The sequence below is a fragment of the Flavobacterium kingsejongi genome (assembly GCF_003076475.1).
Lineage (GTDB): Bacteria > Bacteroidota > Bacteroidia > Flavobacteriales > Flavobacteriaceae > Flavobacterium > Flavobacterium kingsejongi.
Genome location: NZ_CP020919.1, coordinates 2,209,177 through 2,227,811 on the forward strand (window position 1 = coordinate 2,209,177; position 18,635 = coordinate 2,227,811).

The 18,635-nt window shown below is 42.2% G+C and carries 16 protein-coding genes and 1 tRNA gene; 4 read left to right on the plus strand and 13 right to left on the minus strand.

Going from position 1 to position 18,635, the window contains the following annotated elements; all coding sequences use genetic code 11:
- Positions 1 to 2: 2 nt before the first annotated feature.
- From FK004_RS09705 to parS, 3 genes are all read right to left on the minus strand, one after another.
- The gene (locus tag FK004_RS09705; protein WP_108737092.1) at positions 3 to 3,116 is read right to left on the minus strand and encodes a DUF6493 family protein; all 3,114 of its coding nucleotides are present in this window, start codon (positions 3,114 to 3,116) and stop codon (positions 3 to 5) included.
- Between the two features lie 472 nt (positions 3,117 to 3,588).
- Positions 3,589 to 4,065, minus strand: coding sequence for an RES family NAD+ phosphorylase (locus tag FK004_RS09710; RefSeq protein ID WP_108737093.1), 477 nt, complete (start codon positions 4,063 to 4,065; stop codon positions 3,589 to 3,591).
- Entirely contained in the window at positions 4,065 to 4,562 is a 498-nt protein-coding gene (parS, locus tag FK004_RS09715) for a type II RES/Xre toxin-antitoxin system antitoxin (RefSeq protein WP_108737094.1), read from the minus strand. Before parS ends, FK004_RS09710 begins: the two co-directional genes overlap by 1 nt.
- A gap of 82 nt (positions 4,563 to 4,644) precedes the next feature.
- Between parS and FK004_RS09720 the strand changes: the two genes are divergently transcribed.
- Complete coding sequence (locus FK004_RS09720; RefSeq protein WP_227871576.1) at positions 4,645 to 4,818, plus strand: SDR family NAD(P)-dependent oxidoreductase; 174 nt, start codon at positions 4,645 to 4,647, stop codon at positions 4,816 to 4,818.
- A 234-nt stretch (positions 4,819 to 5,052) separates the two neighbouring features.
- Here FK004_RS09720 and FK004_RS09725 read toward each other — a convergent pair.
- Positions 5,053 to 5,126, minus strand: a tRNA-Pro gene (locus FK004_RS09725).
- Positions 5,127 to 5,589: 463 nt separating this feature from the next.
- Between FK004_RS09725 and FK004_RS09730 the strand changes: the two genes are divergently transcribed.
- The 3 genes from FK004_RS09730 to FK004_RS09740 are packed head-to-tail and all read left to right on the plus strand — an operon-like array spanning position 5,590 to position 8,272.
- A complete protein-coding gene (locus FK004_RS09730; RefSeq protein WP_108737095.1) occupies positions 5,590 to 6,981 on the plus strand; it encodes an RtcB family protein in 1,392 nt (463 codons plus the stop codon).
- Between the two features lie 9 nt (positions 6,982 to 6,990).
- A complete protein-coding gene (gene prfH / locus FK004_RS09735) occupies positions 6,991 to 7,677 on the plus strand; it encodes a peptide chain release factor H (RefSeq protein WP_108737096.1) in 687 nt (228 codons plus the stop codon).
- 46 nt (positions 7,678 to 7,723) lie between these two features.
- Entirely contained in the window at positions 7,724 to 8,272 is a 549-nt protein-coding gene (locus FK004_RS09740) for a tetratricopeptide repeat protein (RefSeq protein WP_108737097.1), read from the plus strand.
- 62 nt (positions 8,273 to 8,334) lie between these two features.
- Here FK004_RS09740 and FK004_RS09745 read toward each other — a convergent pair whose 3' ends face one another.
- From FK004_RS09745 to FK004_RS09785, 9 genes are all read right to left on the minus strand, one after another.
- Positions 8,335 to 9,603, minus strand: a complete 1,269-nt coding sequence (locus tag FK004_RS09745; RefSeq protein ID WP_108737098.1) for a TraB/GumN family protein — start codon at positions 9,601 to 9,603, stop codon at positions 8,335 to 8,337.
- A 69-nt stretch (positions 9,604 to 9,672) separates the two neighbouring features.
- Positions 9,673 to 10,557: a helix-turn-helix domain-containing protein gene (locus FK004_RS09750; protein WP_108737099.1), complete on the minus strand. Its 885-nt coding sequence runs from the start codon at positions 10,555 to 10,557 to the stop codon at positions 9,673 to 9,675.
- 10 nt (positions 10,558 to 10,567) lie between these two features.
- Positions 10,568 to 12,766, minus strand: coding sequence for a methylmalonyl-CoA mutase (scpA, locus tag FK004_RS09755; RefSeq protein ID WP_227871710.1), 2,199 nt, complete (start codon positions 12,764 to 12,766; stop codon positions 10,568 to 10,570).
- Positions 12,759 to 14,132, minus strand: coding sequence for a methylmalonyl-CoA mutase subunit beta (locus FK004_RS09760; RefSeq protein ID WP_108737101.1), 1,374 nt, complete (start codon positions 14,130 to 14,132; stop codon positions 12,759 to 12,761). The genes scpA and FK004_RS09760 overlap by 8 nt, the downstream gene beginning before the upstream one ends.
- An 11-nt stretch (positions 14,133 to 14,143) precedes the next feature.
- Positions 14,144 to 14,497: an FtsB family cell division protein gene (locus FK004_RS09765; RefSeq protein ID WP_108737102.1), complete on the minus strand. Its 354-nt coding sequence runs from the start codon at positions 14,495 to 14,497 to the stop codon at positions 14,144 to 14,146.
- Between the two features lie 36 nt (positions 14,498 to 14,533).
- Complete coding sequence (gene udk / locus FK004_RS09770; protein ID WP_108737103.1) at positions 14,534 to 15,142, minus strand: uridine kinase; 609 nt, start codon at positions 15,140 to 15,142, stop codon at positions 14,534 to 14,536.
- 128 nt (positions 15,143 to 15,270) lie between these two features.
- Positions 15,271 to 16,017 (minus strand): succinate dehydrogenase/fumarate reductase iron-sulfur subunit, encoded by a 747-nt coding sequence (locus tag FK004_RS09775; protein ID WP_108737104.1) that lies wholly within the window; start codon positions 16,015 to 16,017, stop codon positions 15,271 to 15,273.
- Between the two features lie 11 nt (positions 16,018 to 16,028).
- Positions 16,029 to 17,945 (minus strand): fumarate reductase/succinate dehydrogenase flavoprotein subunit, encoded by a 1,917-nt coding sequence (locus FK004_RS09780; protein WP_108737105.1) that lies wholly within the window; start codon positions 17,943 to 17,945, stop codon positions 16,029 to 16,031.
- Positions 17,942 to 18,625 (minus strand): succinate dehydrogenase cytochrome b subunit, encoded by a 684-nt coding sequence (locus tag FK004_RS09785; protein WP_227871577.1) that lies wholly within the window; start codon positions 18,623 to 18,625, stop codon positions 17,942 to 17,944. Before FK004_RS09785 ends, FK004_RS09780 begins: the two co-directional genes overlap by 4 nt.
- Positions 18,626 to 18,635 lie beyond the last annotated feature (10 nt).

Below are 18,635 nucleotides of genomic sequence, written 5' to 3' on the forward strand. Positions count from 1 at the left end.
GCTTATTTTAAAATTTGTTTGAGCAATGGCTTTAGTGCGGTATTGGTTTTCCACTTCTCAAAAAACGCGATGGCATGCTGTGAGGGTTCTGCCTTAGTTTTGTAACAGACATCGATATAATGCTCTACCATTTTTTTGAAATTAACCGGAAGCTTATCGGTGATATCAAGGTTTTTGAAAAAGTGGTCATAGATTATCAAGAGTGCGGCGTTATGCAGTCCGGAAATATCTTTGAGGCTGCTCAGTCCATCTGCCAATCGTAGAAACACCCCATATTTATGGGAAGCCAATAGACTTATTTTCTCAGCAAATAATTCCAGTAGGATGGATTGTTTTTCGATGCGGTTCATTAAAATTTCGGATGCTAAGAGCCTGATTTCTTTTTTCTCTACCAAAAAACAACAAGCAAATACTATCATAGGTGTTTCAGTCAGTACAAATCCGGGACTGTTGACACAATGAAGGAATCCTTTTAAGTCTTTTTTGGTTCCATCATCGGCAATTACGCAAGAGGACTGCAAGAGTAGGCAGGATAATGCGCTATCATTTTGCGGCATCAGGCTGTGCCAAAAATAAACATTGCCTTCGGTCTCGAGCATATGATGCCAGGGTGAAGCCTCACGACGATAGGCATCGATACTGTAAATCAGGTTCGGGGGTGTTTTTTCATAAGAGGGCATTTCCGCCTTCAGTTCATACCAGGACGGTGTCCTGACAGTTTTATTGGTTGAATATTCCTTGTATTCATTCCACCGCTCTTTGAAATGGATTTTGGGAACGAAAGGCTTTTCTACAAAAGGAAGGCCTTTTAATGCGGTTTGTTCAAATTCCGTAAAGGTTTCTTCCGGATAATATGTCTGTGCAGCTACTGCCCACAGGCTCATGATTTCGTCTTCCCGATTGATCCCCGGCGTTGTTTTTAGAATATTCGAAAATAAATCGGTATTCTGGGAGATCTCTTTTGTGTTACCCAGACAAAAGCTCATCAGTTCTTTAATTCCACTCTCTAATCGATCCAGTAGCGGAAGTGCTTCGGCTGTATTTTCGCGTGGCATCCTACTAATTGCAATACTAAAATCCACGGAGTCTATTTTTTCCTGTTGATCCTGATAGGAGATCAGTCGTTCCATTAAAACTTTAGGAGTAATCCAGTAGGGTTCATGGGTGGGGAATGAAAGTAATGGCAGTACCGATCCCTGTTTTATTTTTTCCTCGATCTGGGCCAGCCTCCGATTGACAATAGCTAAAGTCACCGATTTGTAATGGCTGGCATTTTTTTTATGGAATACAGCATTGATGTCGGCTATTTTTTGCGTCAAAAAGGCTTCAAAAGAATATTTGTGAGCACTGTCAAAGTAACTATTTTGAAGTTGTTTCGCATAGGGTTGCAACTGTTCCGAATAGTCGGATGGGAATAAATGCCGTTGCGTGGTATAGGCATTCATCAGCAGTTCGGCATCGAGCACCTCATGAGAAGCAATAAAACTACCGAAAAGATATACGATATCATTCCAGTCTTTTGGCAGTTTCACAGGCTGGGTAAGCAGTTCCTCTTTTACAGGAGCATAACGGTAAACGGCGGTTTCAAATTCAGGTTTTGGAGTGCTTTCTGCGGTTAAAAAGTCGGTGAGTGCCGATTTGATATTTCCCTGCATCAATGGGCTATATTCTGATAGTTTAACGCTGAGGTCAGTATCTTTTTTCGAGGCTATTTTCAGGAGGCTCTTTGTCACTTTTTCCTGCAGGCTTAAATCCGGGATGACATAGGCATTGGCCAGGACGGCAGTAATTGTCGTATTGTAGGCTGGATTTAATTGATGTATTTTTTCCAATAACGGAATGATGCTCTTGATGGCTGCTTTACAATCACTTCGCAACAGTAAAGGTTCGAGCCATTCTAAAAAGGATCCGGTAGTAAATTGCGGGCTTTCATATATTTTTTTAACCAGTTCTATGGCATAACTCGTCACTGGAGCATAGGGATGGTGCAAACAGGCAAATATACTTTCCTGAAACGGAATAAGTTCTTCCGACGTTGGGTTCAATGCTGTCAGTCTTTTTCGGAAAAAGGATTTCAGGTTGTTATTCCATTCTTTGGTTTGTAGCAATATAGACTGCTCTATAAAGTGGCTGCGATCCAGTTTTCCGGCAGCTAACAGATTGGTAAAAATAATATCCCAGGTGCTGAATTCATTATAAGACTGGCGTTCTTCTTCCCGGAAATTATTATTCTGTAGGCTGGTTTCGTAATGAAATAATTCGGGGATGTCTCTTTGATATGCGCGAGGATCATTTTCTATTGCCTTAATAAAATCCCTGGTTTTTATACCCGAAGTCCATTCATTGAAATCGGCTAAATGCAGGCAAAATAATTCCGGATTATAGGCAATCAGCCCATGATCTTCCAAAAAGCGTAGGGAAAAGTAATTGAAGGAACGCCAATCCTGTTTTTTGCTTTTTGATAGTAAATAGTCCTGGATCCAGTCTGGTTTCGACCATTGTAGCAACGCCAGGGTATGTGGTGCTTCGGGCTCGTTCAAAAGGTCAAAAACTTCATCCCAGGACATGATTTCCGATTTATTAAACAGCGCAATCGCACTGAGCGTAATAATATTGGTATGTTTTTCATCACCGCGGGTATCCCAGTTGCTGGTTTTGGAGGTGAGGTATTGCTTTTCGGCCGTTAAATCCATGTAGGTCATCCAGAAGCGTTTGTTTTTCCGCACCTGCTTTTTTAAGATCTCCAGGTTTCCCTTTGCATTTTCCATCAGGAATGGTAATAGTGCTGCTATTTTTTTGGATTTTATGATAGCATCATATGCCGCGAGCATTTCGGTTGTATTGGATTTATCACCAGATTTTGTCACCGATTTCACAGCGGATTTCACTTTTTCGGTACCTTGTACTTCACCGTTTTCCGAATAGCCTTTTTTTAGTTTTTCAGCTACAAGTTTTTCGGCCATTTTCAGGCATTCCGCAGCATCTGAAAATTGCTTTGTCTGTACGGTTCCATTGGTTCCGTTTTTACCATAAGTAACCGTGTACTCTGATTCGTGTGCTTCAATCTGCCAAAATTTATCGGAATTTCCGTCAATATATTTTAAGTGTTTTTTCATAGGTTCATTTGATTTTTCGGTACGGGGATTACCGAAGTCAATTTTAATTTAGGACATATTCATAATTTAGGACTTACCTATTGTGGTACGGTAAGTATTCGAAAAGTACTAATTTTCCGGTAAATTTCCATATTGCTTTCGAACTCTTATTCGAGAATTGTCTGTAATTATAAATAACAATTGATCGGAATAAAAAAATGAGGCAGTACAAAATAAATTAGGACTATACCTGTTCCTTCAATTGTCTTCCGGCTTTCATACGGGTTTTTCCGGTATTCCCTTCTTTTCTATTGAAATAACGGTAAGGAGCCCGTAGTATTACCAGTAATCACTCGTAAAAAAAACAGACATACAAATTACGATCGCAGGTTATGCAAAACATCTTATGGCCAGCTAAAGTGCTACGGCTTTGTTTCGGGAGTGGGTAGACGCGTAGTAGCGCAGGAATATTAAGTCAGGATTAGTATAGCTACTATATTTTTGCCGGCTTGATTCGATTATCAAAGACCAGTTTTGCAGTGGAAATAACTTTGATTTTTTTAGCATCGGGATGCTGTGGATTTATTAAGTAATTATATTCGGGAGGAACGATACAACTGGGAACTTTTAGCACTGCTCCATTGTTTTGTTGTACAAAGTCATCTCCTATGTATTGTGTTTCCAGTAGTGGTGGCCTGGAATCCCATCCTTCGGGCATGTCGTCAATGGATAATTCTGTTATTTCAACCTCATCGGGTATTTCGATCTCAACATAATGCCGGTCTGTGGGCAGATCCTCGCTTAAATCCAAATGAACTGATACTTCGAGCGTGGCCAGTGCCCTTGATTCTGCTGTGTAAACCAAATAGGTATTTAAACTATTCCATCGATAGCCTTCGGTTAAAGCAGCACCAATTCCCTGGAGGGTTGTTTTAAGGTATTTTTCTCTTTCGATTCGATATACTTTCATTAGGCCAGGTTTCCAAATTCAAGCCTGTTCAGACAATTTCTCACTTCCTGTATCCCTGTGATAGAATCCAACAGGCTTTCCGGGGTATTATCGCCTAAAGCGACATTGGTCTTTTTTAACCACCGTTGAAACTTGTCCTGTTCATTATTGAAAACGTCAATCCCAAAATCGATGAGTTCGGTTAAAAGCAAAACGATCTCACTGTCCCTACCGTTAAGCAATGATTTTTCTTTCTTTTTTTTATTATAGGTAGTCTGTGGCAGATCAAAAATGTGCAGCATTTTTTTGACGGGAAGATTGATCCTGTTGCCAATTACTTCAAGGGTACCATAAGGAACACCTTCTCTAATGATGCCTATTTTGTCCATTTTTGATTCCCATACATATTCTTTACCCTCTGCAGCGAGTCGCCATTTAGGATACGTTTTCTTTACTAAGAGTGCACGTTCAATGCTTTTTTTAGGGTCGAATTTTATTTTTTTATCATCAGTTTTCATAGTAAGCAGCATTTATACTGTAAATGTACAACATATTTGCTTTCTATTATTCTTTTACACAAAAATTAAGACATACCATTTAATGGCCTGTATTGAAACTACCGTTACAGAGGGAATTAAACGTTTCGGTAAAATCGATGCTTTGGTAAACAATCCGGGCTATGGTGCTTATAGCCCACTGGAAGTTTTTGAACGGGAAAATATTATCAGCAAATTTAATACGAATGTTATCGGTTTACTCGATGTAACGAAATAGATACTACCTGATGACCGTAATGATAGTTTTGTAAAGCAACAGGGAAAATGGCTTTTTTCGATCGTATATTGCTCTTGGGCTGAATTGAAAACCGATAACCTGAAATAACTTTTGTTTTACATGACAGGATGATTTTGTACGCTCAGCGCATATCGATTTCTTAAATAACAATAGTATTAATTGTAATGAGTATAAACGAAAAAAAGAGGCTATTGCCTCTTTTTTAATTCGAAGTCGGGATGACTGGATTCGAACCAGCGACCCCTAACACCCCATGCTAGTACGCTACCAGGCTGCGCTACATCCCGATTGTGGAGTGCAAATATATTTTTTTTCGGGATAAAAAAAGTAGTTTTCCGGAAAAAATTTATACTGTAAAACAGCAACTGAATTATTTTTTTTAGCCAATCGCTTGGATAATTAAAAAAATAATTGCAACATTTGCGTCTGAAAAAATAAGTAACCTTTTAAAAACGAAGAACAATGTTTGTATACAAACTATCCTTACAAAGCTTCACGCCAAATAATTTTGGTGGGGCATTCCTTCGTGGCTTATTTCAATCGTAGAAAAAACTTCTTATACATAGAAAAAGCCCGAAGACATTTAGTTTCGGGCTTTTTTATTTTTATTCCAAAACGAAAATAGTTCCCCGAAGAACCGATTTTAATTTATCCACACTGGATAAAATGTTGTGCATTCCTGCATCACCTCCACCTGCATTGCAGTTTGGGTAACGCAGCTTGCAAAAGAAAACAATTGTATAAAAATTTATGGGAAATAAATTATCCGGAAGAGACCTGATTAAATTGGGCTTTCCAAAGAATAATAGTATCAATATAGCCTTAGGGCAAATCAGCCGATATCGGAAAAGAGAAAAAAAGGAAAGAATTATTGCAGAGGCAAAAGATGTTTTGCTGCATCCTGAAAACTATAAAAATGACGGAACCTGGGGGAAAGTAGCGGAAGGATTGGTAAATCCGGTACAAATGCGCATGCACCAGCTGAATACCACCCGCGCACCATTTACTATTTATGGTGAAAATGAAATTGACCAACAGGCAAAATTCCAGTTGTACGATGCCCTGAAGCTGCCTATTTCGGTCGCAGGTGCCCTGATGCCCGATGCACATTCGGGCTATGGGTTACCGATTGGTGGCGTTTTGGCAACCGATAATGCCGTAATCCCTTATGGGGTAGGAGTAGACATCGGGTGTCGTATGAGCCTCTCCATTTTTGATTTACCGGAATCCTATAGCAAAGGGCGGGAACTTCAACTGGAAGCGATCTTAAAAGACCATACCAAATTTGGGATGTATGAGGCACATGCGGTTAAAGCAGATCATGAAATTTTCAGCCGGGCAGCATTCCAGGATATTCCATTGCTAAAGGGATTGTTAGGCAAGGCCTATAAACAGCTGGGAACTTCAGGAGGCGGCAACCACTTTGTAGAATTTGGAGTGGCCAAAATCGACTATCCGTTAGCAGAATGGAAACTGGAGGCAGGAAGTTATTTTTGTGTGTTATCCCACAGTGGATCGCGTGGAATGGGAGCCGCGATTGCGAAACATTATACGTATCTGGCAACCAAACAATGCCCGTTACCTAAAAATGTACAACATCTCGCCTGGCTGGATCTCAATACACATGACGGTCAGGAATACTGGTTGGCGATGAATCTTGCCGGGGATTATGCGAAGGCATGCCACGAGGATATCCACCGTAGAATTGCAAAAGCATTGGGCAAACGTATCGTTGTGACGATTGAGAACCATCACAATTTTGCCTGGAAAGAAATGGTCAATGGCAAAGAATGTATCGTGCATCGCAAAGGGGCAACACCAGCCCATGAGGGAGCATTGGGAATCATTCCGGGATCAATGACCGCTCCGGGATTTATTGTGTTGGGAAAAGGAAATCCCGATGCATTACACTCGGCTTCACATGGTGCGGGACGATTGTATTCCCGATCCAAATGCAAGAGCATGTTTACCCATGGCGAAATAAAAAAAGTACTGAAAGCTCATGATGTACACCTGATTGGAGGCAATGTCGATGAGGCACCCATGGCTTATAAAAATATTCAGGCTGTAATGGGACATCAGGAGGGGTTAGTAAGCGTATTGGGGACATTTACCCCCAAAATTGTCCGAATGGACCGATAAGAAATCAATATGGAAAAAATCATACAAATTACTGCGGGAAGAGGTCCTGCAGAATGCACCTGGGTAGTAGCCCAGGTGCTAAAAAAAGTTTTAGAAGAAGCGAACGCCTGCCAATTGGAGGCTACGGTATTGCAACGGGAGAAGGGATCTGAAAATGGGACAGTAGAATCGGCATTGGTACTACTGAAAGGGCACTCCGCCAGTGTATTTGTCAATTCCTGGACGGGAACGGTGCAGTGGATTGGGCAGAGTACGTTCCGGAAGTTCCACAAGCGCAAAAACTGGTTTATTGGAATTTTTGAAGTGGGTGCGCTGCAATGCCAAGCTATTTCGGAAAAAGACATCCAGTACCAGGCAATGCGAAGTTCCGGAGCTGGGGGACAGCATGTCAACAAAGTGAGCTCCGCCATCCGGGCAACACATCTTCCCACGGGGCTCAGTACGGTGGCGATGGATTCCCGTTCGCAACATCAGAATAAAAAACTCGCTACCGAAAGAATACTGGAAAAAATAAAACACCACGAATTGGAAGCATTGAAAAAGCTTGAAAATAACCAGTGGGAAAACCAATTGAATGTGGCACGTGGAAATCCAATCCGGACGTTTCAAGGCAGTGACTTCAAAAAACAAAAAATCGAAAAGCGCTATAAGCCAGAACGGCTCAAGCTAAAAAAACAAATGCATGATGAAGGATAATAGGCCAAATACCGGCATTCCCGAATCGTAAACACAAAATACTACAATGAAAACAATAGATAAATACCTATTTCAGGCATTGGATAATTACCCATTTTGGTTGGAAGGGACTGTAGAATCCCTGGATTATGCCTTGTCATATGATGCTAAAAATACAACGGCCCTGTGCTTGTATGGCCGGGTGCATGCGGAACAATTACTGGATTATGAAACTGCCAAAGCTTATTTTCAGGAAGCTTTAGGAATTGACGTTTATGCGCTGGAAGTATATCCGTATTATATCCAGACGCTTTTATGCAATGAAGATTATGAAGAGGCGGAACGACTGATTGCTTTTGCCCTAACGATTAAAGGGATTTCTAAAACGGCTATCCTGCTTGAAAAAGCAGCGTTACTGGAAAGACGCGGAGAAATTAAAGCGGCATTGAAGCTGATGAAAACGATAAAACTTTCGTGTTTTACCCTGTCTGATGCTGATGCTGTTGCAGAGTTGGAAAAGCGCCTTAAAGGGAAAAGAGGCTTACTTTTTGAAAAGAAAAAGAAGAAGCCGGAAAAAAGTGCATCAAAAAAGGAATCCAAAACAAAGAAAAAATGATCCTGTTACTTCAAAACGAGTGGTATTCGAAAGCGTACCACTCGTTTTTTTTTGCCTGTAATTTATTTCTTTTTCAAGGTATAAATGGATTGATTGGCTTTGGAATTACTGATTAGCAGGGCGTAATCAATAAAATCTGTAGTGACCTGGCTTTTATAGGATGGGCCATCTACTGCGGGGATTGTGATGATTTCGATAAGGTCGCTACAATCGGGGATCGCATAGGGGCTGTTTGGAGCATTGACTTTAAAGAGTGTAAGATCGGAAACCTTACTTTTCTTAAGGTTTTCTATTCCTTTGAAATACTCATTATCGGCATCGCCAATTCCAAAATCACCTTCGGTGGTGGATTTTACATAATGGCCTTCGGGATCATAGATGTCATCCCACAGTACTTCAGATTGGGTCAGATAGCCTGTAATGGAGACGATTTCATTTTTGGTATATTTCCCGGAAGCAATTAATTGTGCTAAGAATGAAACGGCATTTCCTTCCCGAACCTTAAGCAGATGAGCAAAACCATACCGGAAAAACTGGAGCTTATCATTCAGTTTATATTGTGTTGCCAGTTTTAAATAGTTGGTAAAAATCTGTTTTTCCCGCCCGCCTTTTTCAAAACTTTGTTGTAGGAGTTCCATGAGGTATTGAAAGCTCTTGGGGTTGGTGATTGATTCGGCATAGGCGATGCTATTTTTATCATAATCAGCAACGAAAGCCTGTAATTCTTTTTTAGCAAAACTTTCATAATAGGGAGAATAATCTGTAGTATCGGTACGAATTGTCGCTTTAAGCTGTTCCATCATTTTCCAGGAACCGGTTTCTTTTTTTGCCAATGCTACAATATGGCGGTATGCATATTTATAACTTACAATAGGATCAGCTCCAAGAACTGTAATTTTACGTTTTCGGGGTAATGCATCGTTTATTATTTTTATCTTTTTCCACTTTTCAAAAACGGCTATCGCTCTTTCCTGTGGTACCCGAATGCCATATTGGATCACGAGATCCTGTAATAGTACTTCATCGCCTGTTTTTAGGTACTCATTAAAATAGAACGCAATACTATAATCAGTTTCCGGAAAATAATACTGCAATGCCTGATCTTTTACGATTGCTTGCAACAATAGTATTTCGGCATCTTCTGTTTTGGCACTTCCGTGAAAAGCACCGAAGGCAATAATCTTAGCATTCTTCTGATCGAATCGGGATAAGGTGTTGAGGTCGGTGGCCTGCTGTTCGAGGTACTGCTCTGTAGTGATTTGGGCAGAAACAGTAGCATACAGAACACAAAACAATAGGGTTAAGGTACAGGATATTTTAGAAAAGTGCATGGTAGGTTATTTTGAGTACAACAAAGATCGTATAGTTCAGTGGCGGATAATTGTAAAATTGGGACAATATTACGTTTCCTGTGTCCAATATAATTCTTCACTTCCCAGCGTACTTATTTTAGACAATAGAGTAGCAGGTGTTATTTGGGTAATGGATCTGAATTCATGGTTGAAATGCGACTGGTCATAATAGAGATTGTAGAGCGCGACATCGGTAAGATTGAGGTGTTCCCGATTTTGTTGGGCGTAATTTAAAGTATTTCGGAAGCGCACGGATTTTTTATAGGCTTCAATGGTGCAGCACAGGTGCTTCTGAAACTGCCGTAATAATGTTTTTCGATTTATGCCCAGGCTTTCAGCAAGTGCTGCTACTTTAATCGTACCATTGGTATGGATGATTTCCTGTACGGCTTTTTGTAATCCTGGTACTTCAAACGGTACAAATTGACGCTCAAAAAATGCATCCAGAAGCGCTGTTTTTTGGACAATTGTTTCTTCCTGATATACTTTTTGAAGTTGCTCTTCGAATTCAGTTCCAAAAGCATCAAATACTGAAATCTGATCTTGTAGTATGGCCTGTAACGGAGCATTAATAAAGTGATTGATTCCCAAAGGATGAAAAACCACGCCAATTTTGTCAAATTTCCCCCTAAGCTGTACAGTGACGCTTTTTTCTAAATTGATGGCGTATATAATGTGTAATTGTGCTGTGGCAGATGGCGTGACGATAGAACTTTCGGGAGTCAGTACAATAGCTGAATTCCTGTAGATGGTCAGTGCATGCTGATAATTGGGGTAATAGGTATATTTTTCCTGATATTCCGGATCGGTAGCATGGTGGAAATAATAATAGGCAATGTATTTGGAGGCCAGTTTCCCAAAGGGCCTGGCTGTTACAAAGCACTTCCGATACGGGAATTCCAGGGTATTGAAAGGTGCATTGGTAACAGCCATACGCTTTTATTTATTGGGTACTTTCGATCAGGATGTCTAAGATTTTTATGGCTGCTTCGCTAATTTTAGTCCCTGGACCAAATACGGCAACAGCACCAGCATCAAATAGGTATTGATAATCCTGAGCCGGGATAACCCCGCCTACGATGACCATAATATCCTCACGCCCATATTTTTTCAGTTCTTCGATTACCTGGGGTACCAGTGTTTTATGTCCTGCTGCCAGCGAGGAAACGCCCAATATGTGTACGTCATTTTCCACGGCCTGTTTGGCTGCTTCTGCCGGAGTCTGAAATAATGGGCCTATGTCTACATCAAAACCCACATCGGCATATCCGGTCGCGACTACTTTGGCTCCACGGTCATGTCCGTCCTGACCCATTTTGGCGATCATTATCCGTGGGCGACGGCCATCAATTTTGGCAAATTCATTCGCTTTTTGTTTCGCTTTTTCAAAGCTGACATCATTTTTGATTTCTTTACTGTACACGCCGCTAAAAGATTTAATTTGCGCTTTATACCTTCCGAAAACAGTTTCGAGTGCATCACTAATTTCGCCCAGAGTGGCGCGATTTCGGGCTGCAGCGACTGCTAATTCCAACAAATTGCCTTTACCGGTTTTAGCCGCTTCGGTCAATTGGTGTAAGTTCTCCTGTACTTTTTGAGCGTCCCGGTCTGCTTTAATCTGTTCCAGCCGCTCTACCTGCTGTTTCCGAACCATTTGGTTGTCAACATCCAGGATATGCAACGGATCTTCTTTTTCGAGACGGTATTTATTCACTCCTACAATAATATCCTGTCCGCTATCGATACGGGCCTGTTTTCGGGCGGCGGCTTCTTCAATCCGCAATTTTGGAATTCCGGCTTCTATGGCTTTGGTCATTCCACCCAGCTCTTCGACCTCTTCAATCAGTGCCCAGGCTTTCTCGGCGATCTCCGCAGTCAGGCTTTCAATATAATAACTTCCGGCCCAAGGGTCGACTGTTTTGGTAATTTTGGTTTCTTCCTGCAGGAATATTTGGGTATTTCGGGCAATCCTGGCAGAAAAGTCAGTTGGTAATGCAATGGCTTCGTCGAGTGCATTCGTATGCAGTGACTGGGTGCCGCCAAATGCAGCAGCGGCAGCTTCGATACAGGTTCGGGCCACATTGTTAAAAGGGTCTTGTTCTGTAAGGCTCCAGCCCGATGTCTGGCAGTGGGTTCGTAAAGCCAGGGATTTTTCATCCCCCGGATTAAACTGTTTTAGTAGTTTGGCCCACAACATTCTCCCGGCCCGCATTTTGGCAATTTCCATAAAATGGTTCATGCCAATGGCCCAGAAAAAGGAAAGCCGTGGTGCAAATTCATCGATTTTCATTCCTGCCGCCAAACCCGTACGGATGTATTCCAGTCCGTCGGCAAGGGTGTAGGCCAGTTCGATGTCGGCAGTGGCACCAGCTTCCTGCATGTGGTAGCCTGAAATCGAAATGGAATTGAATTTCGGCATTTTTTTACTCGTGAAATCAAAGATATCAGCGATTATTTTCATGGAAGGTGTTGGCGGATAGATATAGGTATTCCGCACCATAAATTCCTTCAGGATATCATTTTGTATGGTACCGGAAAGCAATTCGGTTTTTACGCCCTGTTCTTCGGCAGCGACAATATAAAAAGCCATAATGGGCAAAACCGCTCCATTCATTGTCATGGAAACAGACATTTCATCCAGGGGAATCTGATCGAAAAGCACTTTCATGTCTTCTACAGTATCAATGGCTACACCTGCTTTCCCCACGTCACCTACGACGCGTTCGTGATCGCTGTCATACCCACGGTGAGTGGGCAGGTCAAAGGCAATGGAAAGCCCTTTTTGGCCGGCAGCAAGATTTCTCCTATAAAAAGCATTACTTTCTTCGGCGGTCGAGAATCCAGCATATTGGCGTACGGTCCAGGGACGGCGTACATACATGGTGGAATAAGGGCCTCTCAGGTTCGGGGCAAAACCAGCTCCAAAGCCGAGGTGCTCCAGGTTTTCAAGATCTTCTTTTGTATACGCCTGTTTCAATTCGATCCCTTCGGCAGTAAAAAAAGGTTCTTTTTCTACCGTGGTATTTTCATGGGTCAAAGGCGTGCTGTCAAGCTGTAAATGTTGTATGTTTTTTCTCATTTTGACTGATGTAAAGTCTGTATGGTGGCTATGGACTGTTGTTGAATGACCTGAACTAAGGATTTAATTTTTCGCTTTCCAGCCGTTCCTGTTCCATCTTTTCAGCCAGTCTTTTTGCTATAATAGGCGTAATCAGTGTTTTTCGGGGTTTCATTTTTACAAAAGGAAATAACTCGAGGTCATGTGCCATACGGTCATTTTTGTTCGGGTATTTATTGGTCCCCAACAAAATTTCTTTTCCATTATCAAAGAGTTCCTGCTCTTTGGCAGCACTTTCCTGGATTTTTTTCTGAATGGTTCCGTCTTTCAATAATTTAAGGAAGCCTCCATTTTCCTCGATGTCTTTAAAAAGTGCGAGTCCTTTTTCTGCCAGTTGGCGGGTGAGGCTTTCGATATAATAAGCTCCATCGGCAGGATTGTCCACTTTACCAAAGTAGCATTCATTTTTGAGTACTAAAAGTTGGTTTCGGGAAATCCGGTCTCCAAATTCATTATTTTTATGGTAGAGTGCATCATAAGGCATATTGGATACCGCATTGGCACCACCTAATATCGCACTCATACATTCTGTTGTAGTACGAAGCATGTTGACATTATAATCGTACAGGGTTTTATTTCTTTTGGAAGGACGGGCAAAAATATGGCAGTCCGTTGTGATTCCGTATTCTTTGGAGGTAATGTTGTATAATAACCGGATGGCCCTTAGTTTGGCTATTTCGAAGAAATAATTCGTTCCCACAGCGACCTGGAAGGTTAACGGCTGTTTCAGGACTTCAATACGGTTGAAATACTCATTAGCGTGTGCCAGCGCATAAGCAATTTGCTGAACAAAATTAGCGCCTGCATTTTGATAATGGGCCACATCAACACTTACTACTTTCACCGATTGCACGGTTTTTATGATGGTATTGAGGCGATCGAAATCTTTTTCGAGATTTTCAAACCAATTCCCATCCTGGGTAAGTTGGCCGATAGGATCGATATTGCAATAGATATCAGCATTTTGGGCTGTCGCTATAGTATCGATAATTTTTACGAAATCGATTGAAAGGAATTGCAAATGAAAGTAGACTGTAATCTTTTCCAAAGGAAGGCTTTCCAATAGTTTTTTGACATCAGTCTGCTCATCTTCGATAGTAAAGCTCAGGCTTTCCGCACCACGTTGTACAGCATCATTGGCGCGGTAAATTGAAATGTCAAGGTCAAAAACGAAAATGTCCTGGCAGATTTTAGAGCTTGACGCATGGGTTGAAACAGGAAGTGGCACTTCCGAAGCATCAGCGTGATAAAATGGTTTGACCTTAATATCTTCCGGACTGCTCCAGACTAATGTATCGTTATAATCGGCCCCTTTTAGATCAAACTGGATTTGCTGTTTCCATTGTTTGGATGAAACGGGTTCGAATTCCCCGAATAATTGCTTACTCATTTTGGTTTTGCTTAAATAGATTTTGTATCCTCCTCGTCAGGAATAGCGTCCTCTTCAAATTCAATGATATATATATCCTCGCTGTCGCGCTTCATGTAATACTTTTCCCGGGCATATTTTTCAATCTGATCCGGATTCTTCAACAGCTTGATATTCTGCTGGTCTTTCCGGATTTCATCCTGATAGTATTTCTTATTATCCTCCAGTTCGTCCAGTTGCTTGTTCAGCATCCGGTGTTCAAAGTAGGATGTATTATCCAGAAAGAACATCCAGATGGCAAAAAAGAACAACACCAGTACATACCGGTTCCCGATGAATTTCAGGAAAGGATAGCGGGAAGTTAATTTTTTAAATGGATTTCTCATTGTATTAGTACTAGTATCCGGATGTTGTATTCGTTTTTATAATATCCGTTGATTGATCACGGCTCTTACCACATCAATGGCAACAGTATTGTATTTGTCATTCGGGATGATGATATCTGCAAAGGCCTTGGTAGGCTCGATAAATTGCTCATGCATTGGTTTCAGGGTGTGCTGGTAGCGGTTAATAACCTCTTCCATGTCACGGCCTCTTTCGGCGATATCCCTTTTAAGCCTGCGAATCAGCCTTTCGTCTGAATCGGCATGTACATATATTTTGATATCAAACATATCCCGTAATTCCGGATTCGCAAGAATCAGGATCCCTTCAATAATCATTACTTTGCGTGGATGGGTAGCGACTGTATCCTCTGTCCTGTTGTGGGTTACAAAAGAATAGACAGGCTGATCGACTACATTTCCAGCTTTTAATTGTTTCAAATGCTCGGTTAGCAAATCAAAATCTATGGCTCTCGGATGATCAAAATTAATCAGTGCCCGTTCATCAAAACTTAAATTAGGATTGGCTTTATAATACGAATCCTGTGAAATTATGCCTACTTCTGTTTGAGGTAATTCGTTCATAATCTGCTGAACGACAGTTGTTTTTCCGCTTCCGGTTCCTCCGGCAATTCCGATAATAAGCATAAAGTGTTGAATTATTTTTTAATTAGGGCAAAAATAGGAATTAATCAATGATTATTTCAAATTCATTCACTTAATTGTTATTTGTATGGAACTGCCATAATGTATGCCTGGAAATTCAGAAAACCGGACTATTCTTTAATCAGCCTTGCTTTGTTGTATTCGGAGTTCATCCGGGCAATATTCAGTACGGATATTCCCTGTGGACATTTGACTTCGCAAGCCTCTGTATTACTGCAATGCCCAAAACCTTCCTGATCCATCTGGTGGACCATTTCAATGACGCGTTTGGTAGCTTCTTTACTGCCCTGCGGAAGTTTGGCCAAATGGGCAATTTTAGCGGAGGTAAAAAGCGCGGCGCTTGAATTTTTGCACGTGGCAACACAGGCCCCACAACCGATACAGGCTGCGGAATCAAAAGCCGACTCGGCAGTATCATGTACGATAAGGATAGTATTGGCTTCTGCAGCATGTCCGGTGCTGGCAGAAATAAAACCATTGGACTGTATGATACGGTCTAAGGCAGACCGGTCAATTTTCAGGTCTCGTTTGAGCGGGAAGGCTTTTGCGCGGAACGGTTCCACATAAATAGTCGATCCGTCCTGAAACTCCCGCATGTGAAGTTGGCAAACCGTAAGTCCCGGAACCGGACCGTGTGCCTGACCGTTGACCATCATACCGCAGGTGCCACAAATCCCTTCGCGGCAATCATGGTCAAATTCTACCGGGTTATCCCCCTTAAGAACCAATTGCTCATTCAGGGTATCCATCATTTCTAAAAATGACATGTCTTTATTCACGGCATCCAAATCGTAATCAACCAGGGCGCCTTTGCTGTTAGCATCTTTCTGACGCCATATTTTGAGGTGTATTTTCATAACGACTGTTTTTAACTGTAACTTCTTACTGAAGGTTTTATATATTCAAAGACCAGTGGTTCAGGATGTAATACCGGTGCTGCATTGGCTCCCGGCCATTCCCAGGCAGAGACATAACAGAATTTAGCATCGTTTCGTAAGGCTTCTCCATCTGGTGTTTGATATTCTTCGCGAAAATGAGCGCCGCAGGATTCTTCACGGCTTAAAGCATCGTGACACATCAGCTTGGCGATTTCAAGATAATCGGCGACACGCCCTGCTTTTTCAAGTTCCGCATTGATTTCCCCTGCTTCTCCGGAAACTAAGAGGTCTTTGTAGAACTCTTCGGATAAGACATCAAGGGCGGCCAATGCTTCGGTTAATCCCGCTGCCGATCGGGACAAGCCACATTTGTCATAGAGTAATTTCCCGAGTTGCTTGTGGAAATAATCTGTTGTTTTCGTCCCCTTTATTACGATCAACTGTTCGAGTTGTGCTTTTACAGCAGTTTCCACCCGTTTAAATTCTGGATGTGCTGTGGTAATTCTCTCGCTTTTTAATTCCCCTGAGAGGTAGTTGGCTAAAGTGTAGGGGAGTATGAAATATCCGTCGACACAGGCCTGAAGCAGGGAATTGGCACCAAGCCTGTTGGCACCATGATCGGCAAAGTTGGCTTCTCCGACAGCAAATAACCCGGGAAGGGTAGTCATCAGTTCATAATCTACCCAAAGGCCTCCCATAGAAAAGTGGGCGGCAGGGGAAATTTTCATCGGGGAACTATAGGCATCATCATCGGTAATTTTTTTATACATGGAAAAAAGATTCCCGAATTTTTCCGTAATCTTATTGACGCCCTGTTCCAGTATGGCTTTGGAAAAATCGAGGTATACGGCATTTTTAAGCGGGCCAACACCGAAACCGGCATCAATACGTTCTTTGGCAGCCCGTGATGAGATATCCCTGGGAGCGAGATTCCCGAATGAAGGATACCGTCGTTCGAGGTAATAATCCCGTTCTTCTTCGGGAATGGCATTGGGTTCCCTGGTTTCGTTTTTTTGTTTTGGTACCCAGATCCTACCATCATTCCGGAGGGATTCGGACATCAGGGTTAATTTGGACTGATAATCTCCGGATTGGGGCAGGCAGGTAGGATGGATTTGTGTCCAGCTGGGAGCAGCCATAAAAGCCCCGCGTTTGTGGGCACGCCAGATAGCCGAACCATTGCAGCCCATGGCAAGGGTAGAGAGATAATAGATTTTCCCGAAGCCCCCTGTCGCGAGTACTACTGCATCAGCCGCATGCCGTTCTATAGCACCGGTGTCGAGATTCCGGACAATAATACCTTTGGCTTTGCCATCAATCACCACCAGATCCAACATTTCGTGGCGCGTATGCAATTGTACTTTATCGAGTTTTACCTGTCGCATCAGGGATTGATAGGCGCCGAGCAGCAATTGCTGTCCGGTTTGTCCACGGGCATAAAAAGTCCGGCTTACCTGTACACCTCCAAAAGAGCGATTGCTAAGGTACCCTCCATATTCCCGGGCAAAAGGGACGCCTTGCGCCACGGCCTGGTCAATCAGGTTCAGGGAGCATTCTGCCAGGCGATACACGTTGGCTTCCCGGGACCTGAAATCACCACCTTTAAGTGTATCATAAAACATACGGTATACAGAATCGCCATCATTTTGGTAATTCTTAGCCGCATTGACACCGCCCTGTGCTGCTACGGAATGCGCTCTCCGGGCCGAATCCTGAAAGCAGAAAGAGGTGACATTATATCCCAGTTCTGCTATAGAAGCCGCAGCAGCCGCACCCGAAAGTCCGGTGCCTACTACAATAATAGTCAGTTTTTTGCGATTGGCCGGATTCACCAGCTTCGCCTGTGCTTTATAATGGTCCCATTTATTTTCTAATGGTCCTTCGGGGATTTTGGCATCTAATTTCATTGTATAAACTGTTTTAAGTAGATGTAAAGCGGAATAATGATAAATCCTATGGTGATGGCATAACTATAAACGATACCAAATTTCTGAACATAGGCGGCATAACGGGGATGGTATAATCCAAGGGAGCGGGCAGCACTTTTGAACCCATGGAGCAGGTGGTACCCGAGAGCCAGTAAGGACAGGATATAAAATACAACATACCATCCTGTATGAAAGGCATTGACTACAATTTGGTATAAGTCTTTGTTTCCATTGGTATCATACGGAATGCTGCCAAACTTATACGAATACCAAAAGTCCTTGAAGTGAATGACAAGGAATACCAATAGGATCGTTCCGAGTATACCCATATTCCTGGAATACCATTTACTCGCTTTTTTGCGATCGTCATAGGCATATTTCACGACTGATTTTCGATTCCGGAGTGTGATAAATAAAGCATCCACCGCATGGGCGATCAGGGAAAAATACAACACATAGGAAACGATCTTTATAAAAATATTGCCTGATAACAACGTGGAATAATTGTTAAAGGAAACTACGGCTTTGTCTTCGGGAAGCAATAGCTGCATATTCCCGAGCAAATGAATGACGAGGAAAAAGCATAAAAACAATCCGGTTAATGCCATCAGGTTTTTACGGGATAAGGTGCTTTGAAGAATGGGATTCATTGTTATCATGACTACACTG